Annotated in this window: 9 protein-coding genes and 1 pseudogene; 8 read left to right on the forward strand and 2 right to left on the reverse strand. The window is 72.2% G+C overall.

What is annotated here, in order from left to right; translation table 11 throughout:
• Nucleotides 1-11 precede the first annotated feature (11 nt).
• From ACFQH9_RS21240 to ACFQH9_RS21270, 7 genes are read left to right on the forward strand one after another with little or no spacing between them, the layout of a single operon-like run.
• A complete protein-coding gene (locus tag ACFQH9_RS21240) occupies nt 12-464 on the forward strand; it encodes a transposase (protein ID WP_465269538.1) in 453 nt (150 codons plus the stop codon).
• Entirely contained in the window at nt 461-1,744 is a 1,284-nt protein-coding gene (locus ACFQH9_RS21245; protein WP_379568151.1) for an FtsK/SpoIIIE domain-containing protein, read from the forward strand. The genes ACFQH9_RS21240 and ACFQH9_RS21245 overlap by 4 nt, the downstream gene beginning before the upstream one ends.
• On the forward strand, nt 1,744-1,959 hold the full coding sequence (locus tag ACFQH9_RS21250; RefSeq protein WP_379568165.1) for a hypothetical protein: 216 nt from the start codon (nt 1,744-1,746) through the stop codon (nt 1,957-1,959). The genes ACFQH9_RS21245 and ACFQH9_RS21250 overlap by 1 nt, the downstream gene beginning before the upstream one ends.
• Nucleotides 1,956-2,546, forward strand: coding sequence for a hypothetical protein (locus ACFQH9_RS21255; protein WP_379568153.1), 591 nt, complete (start codon nt 1,956-1,958; stop codon nt 2,544-2,546). Before ACFQH9_RS21250 ends, ACFQH9_RS21255 begins: the two co-directional genes overlap by 4 nt.
• The gene (locus tag ACFQH9_RS21260) at nt 2,543-3,868 is read left to right on the forward strand and encodes a replication initiator (RefSeq protein ID WP_379568155.1); all 1,326 of its coding nucleotides are present in this window, start codon (nt 2,543-2,545) and stop codon (nt 3,866-3,868) included. The genes ACFQH9_RS21255 and ACFQH9_RS21260 overlap by 4 nt, the downstream gene beginning before the upstream one ends.
• A complete protein-coding gene (locus ACFQH9_RS21265) occupies nt 3,865-4,047 on the forward strand; it encodes a helix-turn-helix transcriptional regulator (protein ID WP_379568157.1) in 183 nt (60 codons plus the stop codon). The genes ACFQH9_RS21260 and ACFQH9_RS21265 overlap by 4 nt, the downstream gene beginning before the upstream one ends.
• Nucleotides 4,047-5,183: a tyrosine-type recombinase/integrase gene (locus tag ACFQH9_RS21270; protein WP_379568159.1), complete on the forward strand. Its 1,137-nt coding sequence runs from the start codon at nt 4,047-4,049 to the stop codon at nt 5,181-5,183. Before ACFQH9_RS21265 ends, ACFQH9_RS21270 begins: the two co-directional genes overlap by 1 nt.
• Nucleotides 5,184-5,211: 28 nt before the next feature.
• On the opposite strand, the gene ychF is transcribed toward ACFQH9_RS21270, so the two are convergent.
• Both ychF and ACFQH9_RS21280 read right to left on the reverse strand, forming a co-directional pair.
• A complete protein-coding gene (gene ychF / locus ACFQH9_RS21275; RefSeq protein ID WP_379568161.1) occupies nt 5,212-6,285 on the reverse strand; it encodes a redox-regulated ATPase YchF in 1,074 nt (357 codons plus the stop codon).
• A 67-nt stretch (nt 6,286-6,352) separates the two neighbouring features.
• Complete coding sequence (locus ACFQH9_RS21280; protein WP_379568163.1) at nt 6,353-6,985, reverse strand: sigma-70 family RNA polymerase sigma factor; 633 nt, start codon at nt 6,983-6,985, stop codon at nt 6,353-6,355.
• Nucleotides 6,986-7,224: 239 nt separating this feature from the next.
• Here ACFQH9_RS21280 and ACFQH9_RS21285 point away from each other — a divergent pair.
• Nucleotides 7,225-7,418: pseudogene (locus tag ACFQH9_RS21285) on the forward strand (hypothetical protein); the annotation flags it as partial.

Genomic DNA, 7,418 nt, shown 5'->3' on the forward strand with positions numbered 1-7,418 from the left:
CCAACAGGATTGTGGGCTGGCGCTGCTCGGACCGCTGCGACACCGACCTCATCCTGGGCGCGCTCGAGTACGCGGTCTGGACCCGCAACATCCACAGTGGCCAGGTCGTCCACCATTCGGATCGCGGCTCGAACTATACGTCTCTGCGTTTCGGGCAGCGCCTCGCCGACCACGGCATTCTCGCCTCGATGGGCTCGGTCGGCGATTCCTACGATAACGCGCTGATGGAGAACTTCTTCTCCACACTCAAGACCGAGCTCGTCTACCGCAGATCGTGGCGGACGCGTGAGGAGGCCGAGAACGAGCTGTTCGCCTACATCGACGGCTGGTACAACACCGAACGCATCCAGGCCCGCCTCGGGTGGCTCTCGCCCGACGAGTACGAGGCCACCNTCCGAGCTACCGGGGGAACCTCACCTGGCTCGTCCGCCACCCGCTGTTCGCCCTCGTCCCAGCCGCGATGATCGTCGGCGCGATCCTCTTTGGCGCGCTCCCGACCGCCATCGCTGTCGGCTCGCTCGTGCTCGCCGTCGTGGTCTGGGGCCGGCTGCACCCACCCTCCTTCGACCGGTGGGCCGCGCCCGCCCTGCGTGCGACCTGGCGGCGCTGGACCACCTATCGCGGCAACCGCTGGGCCAGCTTGCTCGCCGACTGCGGCCTCGCCCAGACCAACCACCACACCGGCCACATCGACGCCCCCCGCGTGCTGCGCGTCCGCTCCGCGACACCGTCGATCGACACCCTTCGCGTACGACTGGCCCGGGGCCAGGACCTCACGCTCTGGACCGGCCGCACCGAACCGCTCGCCGACGCCCTCGGCGCCCACCGAGTGGCCGTCACCCGCCAGCGGCCCGGCGTGCTGACCGTCGTCGTCGAGCGGGACATGCCGTTCCGGTTCGCCATCCCGGCGCCGACCATCCCGGCTTCCGCGGAAACGGTGGATCTGACGGCGCTCCCGGTCGGCGAGGACGAATACGGCCACCCGTTCGTTTTGGGTGTCCCGGGGCGACACGTGGTGGTGGCCGGCGCATCGGGCTCGGGGAAGGGCTCGCTGATCTGGTCCCCGCTGCGCGCCATGGGACCGACCATCCGCGACGGCCTGGTCCGCGTGCACGTGATCGACCTCAAGGGCGGGGCCGAGACCCGCCGCGGACTGCCGATGTTCCACCGCCACGCCACCACCGCCGCCGAGGCGATCGCGCTGCTCACCGACGTCCGCGACGAGATGAAGGCCCGCCAGCAGCACATGGCCGACCACGGTCTTCGCCGCCTCGACGTCAGCACCGAGACACCGCTCGACCTGGTCGTGATCGACGAGATGGCGATGCTCACCGCCTACGGCGAACGCAACGACGTCCGCGAGGCCCTGCGGCTGCTCGCCGAGATCCTCACCCAGGGCCGGGCCTGCCTGACCTCGGTGATGGGCTACGTGCAGGAACCGACCAAGGACGTCGTCGACGTCCGGGAGCTGTTCACCACCCGGATCTGCCTCGGCGTCACCGCCGCCTCGCACGTCGACATGGTCCTCGGCGACGGAGCCCGCGAACGCGGGGCGCTGGCCGACGAGATCCCCGGCGACAACGAGCACGCCGGGATCGGCTACGTGATCGACCAACGCTCCCGGCTACCGATCCGCTTCCGCGCCTGCCTGGTCACCGACGACGAGATCGACGAGCTCGTCGCCCGCTGCGCCCCGCCCACGCCTCCGGAGCTGCGCGCCATCGACAGCAAGGACGCGGCGTGATGTGGGCCGTCACCGGATGGGCCGCCGCGACCTGGCTCAAGATCACCGTCGCGCTCGCCGCCGTCCTCGGGGTGCTCTGGCTCGTACTCGGCACCGGCTCCGGCTGGTTCTGGGCCGCGGTCATCGGCGCCGTCCTGGTCGAGTGGCAGACCACCCGCGCCCTGGTCGCTGAATGGGGCAGCGAAGCCCGCTACGCCTGGTGGTGGACCCGATGAGCCCGTTCCCCCGCCCGCGCCGGGAAATCGCCGGACAGGAGCTGCTCTTCGACGACGACCTGACCGACCGCGTCCTGCGCGAGGCCGCCGACCCCGGGTTCGTCCTCGTCGGCATCAGCGACACCGTGCACACCCGCCACCTCGGCACCCGGGCCACCGAGCACGCCATCCCCGCCCGCCCGGACGTGGCGGCGACCGTGCACCAGCTCCTCGCCGCCGGCCGCCTCGTCCCCGGCTCCCGGGTCACCGTGACCGTCGACGGCCGCCCGGAGCCCGAGGCCGCGACCGCGGTCGACGTCGCCATCACCGGCACCGCCACCGCCGCGAGCGGGCCGGCGGCCGGGGATCGGGTGCTCGTCCACGTCGACGTCGTCCGGCCGGGCCTGGGGCTGGTCACCTGCGGGGCCGCGGGCTTCTCCGGCTCGATCGTCCGCGAGGACGGCGCCTACCTCGTCGAGACCGAGGCCGGCGGCGTCATCGGCCGCGCCCGCTCCTACCGCGCCGGGGCCGAACGTCTGGCCCGTCATCACGGCTTCGTCGCGGACCCGGTCGAGATCGAACACGAGCACGAGGTGTACGCCCGATGACCGACCTGGACCTGAGCAACCGTCTGCGCGCCTTCGACTACCCGGCCTGGCGCGCCCGCATGGAAGCCACCGGCGGCTGCGCCCACCCGGTCCGCCTGCGCGGCTCGTCCACGATCACCACCACCGGCGGCCGCGTCCTGGCCCAGCGCACCGGCGAGGTGTGGGCGCCGTGCGGGAACCGCCGCGACACGGTCTGCCCGTCCTGCTCGGACCGCTACGCCGCCGACGCCTTCCACCTCATCCGCGCCGGACTCGCCGGAGCCGAGCGCGGCATCCCGGCCTCGGTCACCGACCGACCGCGGGTGTTCCTCACCCTGACCGCGCCCTCGTTCGGGCCGGTCCACACCCGACGGCTCACCGCCCGCGGCCGCGTGATCCCGTGCTCCTGCGGGACCCACCACCAGGCAGGCGACCCGAACATCGGCGGGGCCGTCGACCACGACACCTACGACTACCAGGCCGCGGTGCTCTGGCAGGCCCACGCCGGGAAGCTCTGGCACCGCTTCACCATCGCCCTCCGGCGCGCCCTCGCCGCCCGCCTCGGCGTCTCCGGCCGCCGCTTCGGACAGCTCGCCCGGCTGTCCTACGCCAAGGTCGCCGAGTACCAACGCCGCGGCCTCGTCCACTTCCACGCCGCCATCCGCCTCGACGGCCCCGAAGGACCGACCGACCCGCCACCGGCCGGCATCGACGGCGAGAGCCTCCGCGACGCAATCCGGGAAGCCACCGCGGCGACCGCCCTCGACGTCGAACGGCCCGATGGGACAACGCTGCGCCTGAGGTGGGGCGCCCAGCTCGACCTGCGTGAGATCACCCCCACCGCGCACGAGGCCGTCACCGACGACGACGGCGAGATCACCGACACCCGCCTCGCCGGCTACATCGCCAAGTACGCCACCAAGGGCACCGGAAAGACCGACGGCCATCCCGACCGGCCCATCCGCTCGCTGGCCCATCTCGAGCGCATGGCCCTCGCCACACACCACCGGCGGCTGATCGAGACCGCCTGGCACCTCGGCGGGCTCCCGCAGTACGCGGAGCTCAACCTGCGCAAGTGGGCCCACATGCTCGGCTTCCGCGGCCACTTCCTCACCAAGAGCCGCGCCTACTCCACCACCTTCCGCACCATCCGCCACGAGCGCCGCGCCTGGCGACTCACCGAACAGCTCGACCAGCTCGGCCACCCCGCCGACGACCCGGTCCTCGTCGTCAACGACTGGCACCTCGTCGGCATCGGCCACCACACCGACACCGACCGCGAACTCGCCATCGCCCACGCAGAACGCATCCGAGAACTGCGCACGACCAGGAGGACGTCATGAACGAGCAGCTCTGGGGCATCAAGGACGTCGCCGAGTTCCTCCGGGTGCCGGTCCAGACGCTCTACCAGTGGCGCAGCCGCAACTACGGACCTCGTGGCATCAGGGTCGGCCGCCACGTTCGCTACCGCCCCCAGGACGTCCGTGCGTGGGTCGACTCGCTTGTCCATGAGGCCGTGTAGTGGCCAGCATCCGGAAGCTGCCCGACGGACGATGGCAGGCGCAGTACCGGCCGGTCCCGGGCGGCAAGCAGATCACCCGCACGACCAAGCGGAAGACCGACGCGCAACGCTGGCTCGACGAACAGACCACCGCGCTCGTCAGCGGCAACTACGTGGACCCGAACGCCGGCCGGGTCACCTTCGGCGAGTACTTCGAGCGCTGGGCCGCACGGCAGCTCTGGGCGCCCGGCACCGAACGCGCGATGAGTCTCGCCGCGCGCTCGGTGACCTTCTGGGACGTCCCGATGCGGTCTTTGCTGCGCTCCCATGTCGAGGCCTGGGTCAAGCACATGCAGACGATGGACCGCGGCCCTGGACAGCCCCCGGGCCTGGCTCCCGGCACGATCCGGACCCGCTTCAACAACGTGCGGGCCACACTGCGCGGGGCGGTCAAGGACCGGGTGATCGCTGCCGATCCCGGCGAGGGCGTTCGGCTGCCGCGAGCACGACGCGCGGACGCCGCCATGCAGCTCCCCACAGCCGCCCAGGTCCGCACGCTGCTCGACTCGGCCGGCAAGGATTTTCGTACGTTCGTGGCACTGGCCGCCTTCGCGGGGCTCCGGCTCGGCGAGGCTGCCGCGCTCAAGGTCGGAGATTTCGACCTCGACGACCGCCGGCTCGTCGTGCACCGCCAGGTCCAGCGTGAGCGCGGCGGCGGAGTCGAGATCCGCGCTCCCAACTACGGCAGCGAACGGACGATCTACCTCGCCGACGGCCTCGTGACCGTCGTTCGCGGGCACATCGCCCGTCTACCCGGACGGGGTACCGACCGCTGGCTCTTCCACGGAGAGAACGGCAACCCGCCGCACCAGAACACCGTGGGCTACTGGTGGCGGAAGGCACGCACGGCTGCGGGCTGCCCGACGACCAAGCTGCACGATCTCCGGCACTTCTACGCGTCCGGCCTGATCGCCGCGCGCTGCGACGTGGTGACGGTCCAGCGCTCCCTCGGGCACTCCAGCGCGACCGTCACGCTCAACACGTACGCGCATCTCTGGCCCACCGCCGAGGACCGCACGCGTGCTGCCGCCGCGGCCATGCTCAGCGAGGTGTTCGCGCCTACTGACGAACAGCTGACGAACGACGAAGCGGCATAGCGGGCTGACCAGGCGAAACGGCGCTAGTTCAGACGTTGAAGCGGAACTCGACCACGTCGCCGTCCTGCATGACGTAGTCCTTGCCCTCCATGCGGACCTTGCCCGCGGCCTTGGCGGCGTTCATCGAGCCGGCCTCGACGAGGTCGTCGTAGGAGACGATCTCGGCCTTGATGAAGCCCTTCTCGAAGTCCGAGTGGATCACGCCGGCGGCCTGCGGGGCGGTGTCGCCCTGGTGGATCGTCCAGGCGCGGGCCTCCTTGGGCCCGGCGGTCAGGTAGGTCTGCAGGCCGAGGGTGCGGAACCCGGCGCGGGCCAGCGAGTAGAGGCCGGGCTCGGGCTGGCCGATCGACTCGAGCAGCTCGCGCGCCGACTCCTCGTCGAGCTCCAGCAGCTCGGACTCCACCTTGGCGTCGAGGAAGACGGCCTCGGCGGGCGCGACCAGGTCGGCGAGCTCCTTCTTGCGGGCCTCGTCGGTGAGGACGCCCTCGTCGGCGTTGAACACGTAGAGGAAGGGCTTGGTGGTGAGCAGGGTCAGCTCGCGCAGCGGGGCGGGATCGACCCCGGCCTGGAACAGCGTGCGGCCCCCGTTGAGGATCTCGACGGCGGCCTCGGCCGCGGCGAGGACCTCACGGCGGTCCTTCTGCATCCGGGCTTCCTTGGTCAGCCGCGGGACCGCCTTCTCCAGCGTCTGCAGGTCGGCCAGGATCAGCTCGGTCGAGATGGTCTCGATGTCCGCGGCGGGGTCGACCTTGCCGTCGACGTGCACGACGTCGTCGTCCGAGAACACCCGCACGACCTGGCAGATCGCGTCGGACTCGCGGATGTTGGCCAGGAACTTGTTGCCCAGCCCGGCGCCCTCGGAGGCGCCCTTCACGATCCCGGCGATGTCGACGAACGACACCGTGGCCGGCACGACCTTGGCCGACGCGAACATCTCGGCCAGCCGGTCCAGGCGCGCGTCCGGCAGCGGCACCACCCCGACGTTGGGCTCGATCGTGGCGAACGGGTAGTTCGCGGCGAGCACGTCGTTGCGCGTCAGGGCGTTGAACAGGGTCGACTTGCCGACGTTGGGCAGCCCGACGATGCCGAGGGTGAGGGACACGAGCGTCCAGGGTAGTCGTCCCGCCCCGCCGGCTCCGGACCCCTCGTACCGGACCCGGCGGGACGGATCACACGGCGGCGAGCTCGGGGCCCTGCCGCTGACCGGGGGCGCCCTGCCGCTCGGCGAGGTAGCGCCGCAGCGAGGACAGGGCACGGTGCTGGGTGACCCGCACCGAGCCGGGCGTCGAGCCCAGCACGGCGGCGGTCTCGGCCGCCGACAGGCCTTCGATCAGCCGCAGCCGCAGCACGTCGCGGTGCCGCTCGGGCAGCCGTCCGAGCAGCCGCTGCACCATGCGCGCCTGCTCGGCGCGCACGCTCAGCTCGTCCGGGGTGTCGGCGGTGGAGACGCTGTCCGGCACCTGGTCGGTGAGGTCGATGCGCGAGATGCCGCGCCGCCGGACGGTGTCGACGATCTTGTTGCGGGCGATCGTGAACGCCAGCGCCAGGAAGGGGCCCGAGTTGAGGTCCGCCTTCGGCAGCACCTTCACCAGCGCGATCATGGTGTCCTGGGCCATGTCCTCGGCCGAGGTCGCGTCGCCGGCGCCCTGCGCGAGCCGCACGCGGCAGTACCGCAGCACGGGCGGGTACACCGCCGCCATCAGGTCCTCGCAGGCCCGGCGGTCGCCGGTCGCGGCCGCACGGGCGAGCCGGTCGATCCGGGCGTTGGGCTCCTCGGCGGTGGCCTGGGCGGCGGGGCGCATGACGTCCTTCCCGACGGCCGGGGCGTCCGGTCGTCAGATCATGAGACTTCTCCGACCGGGGCCCGAGATACATCCGGCGAGCCTGCCGAGCGGGAGCGGTGCTGCCCGCGGGTCCGGGGTGGTGCTGGCACCACCACCCGATCGAGTTCCGCTGCTCCGTCCGGGCTAACGCTCCGCCCGTGGGCGGCGATGGACCGGGTACCGGACGACGAGAGGGGCAGGGCGTGAGGACGGCTGCGGTGGGACGGACGGCGATCGCGGGAACGGTGCTGGCGGCGTTGTCCGGCAGCACGATGGCGACGGTCTCGCTGTCCGCCGCGGGCGCGCCCGTGCCGCTGCCGGCCTTCGACGCGGCCGCTGCCACCGCCGCGCCCCTCGCCGAGGCCGCGGCACGGCCCGCACCGGCACCCGGACCCGCGGGGGCCGGCGTCGT

It is taken from the genome of Pseudonocardia lutea, from assembly GCF_042658055.1.
Taxonomy (GTDB): domain Bacteria; phylum Actinomycetota; class Actinomycetes; order Mycobacteriales; family Pseudonocardiaceae; genus Pseudonocardia; species Pseudonocardia lutea.

What these genes read in the sequence shown, in the direction of transcription:
- ACFQH9_RS21245 (WP_379568151.1), top strand. Translation starts at nt 461, where the DNA reads ATGATCGTCGGCGCGATCCTCTTTGGCGCGCTCCCGACCGCCATCGCT.
- ACFQH9_RS21250 (WP_379568165.1), top strand. Translation starts at nt 1,744, where the DNA reads ATGTGGGCCGTCACCGGATGGGCCGCCGCGACCTGGCTCAAGATCACC.
- ACFQH9_RS21255 (WP_379568153.1), top strand. Translation starts at nt 1,956, where the DNA reads ATGAGCCCGTTCCCCCGCCCGCGCCGGGAAATCGCCGGACAGGAGCTG.
- ACFQH9_RS21260 (WP_379568155.1), top strand. Translation starts at nt 2,543, where the DNA reads ATGACCGACCTGGACCTGAGCAACCGTCTGCGCGCCTTCGACTACCCG.
- ACFQH9_RS21265 (WP_379568157.1), top strand. Translation starts at nt 3,865, where the DNA reads ATGAACGAGCAGCTCTGGGGCATCAAGGACGTCGCCGAGTTCCTCCGG.
- ACFQH9_RS21280 (WP_379568163.1), bottom strand. Translation starts at nt 6,985, where the DNA reads ATGCGCCCCGCCGCCCAGGCCACCGCCGAGGAGCCCAACGCCCGGATC.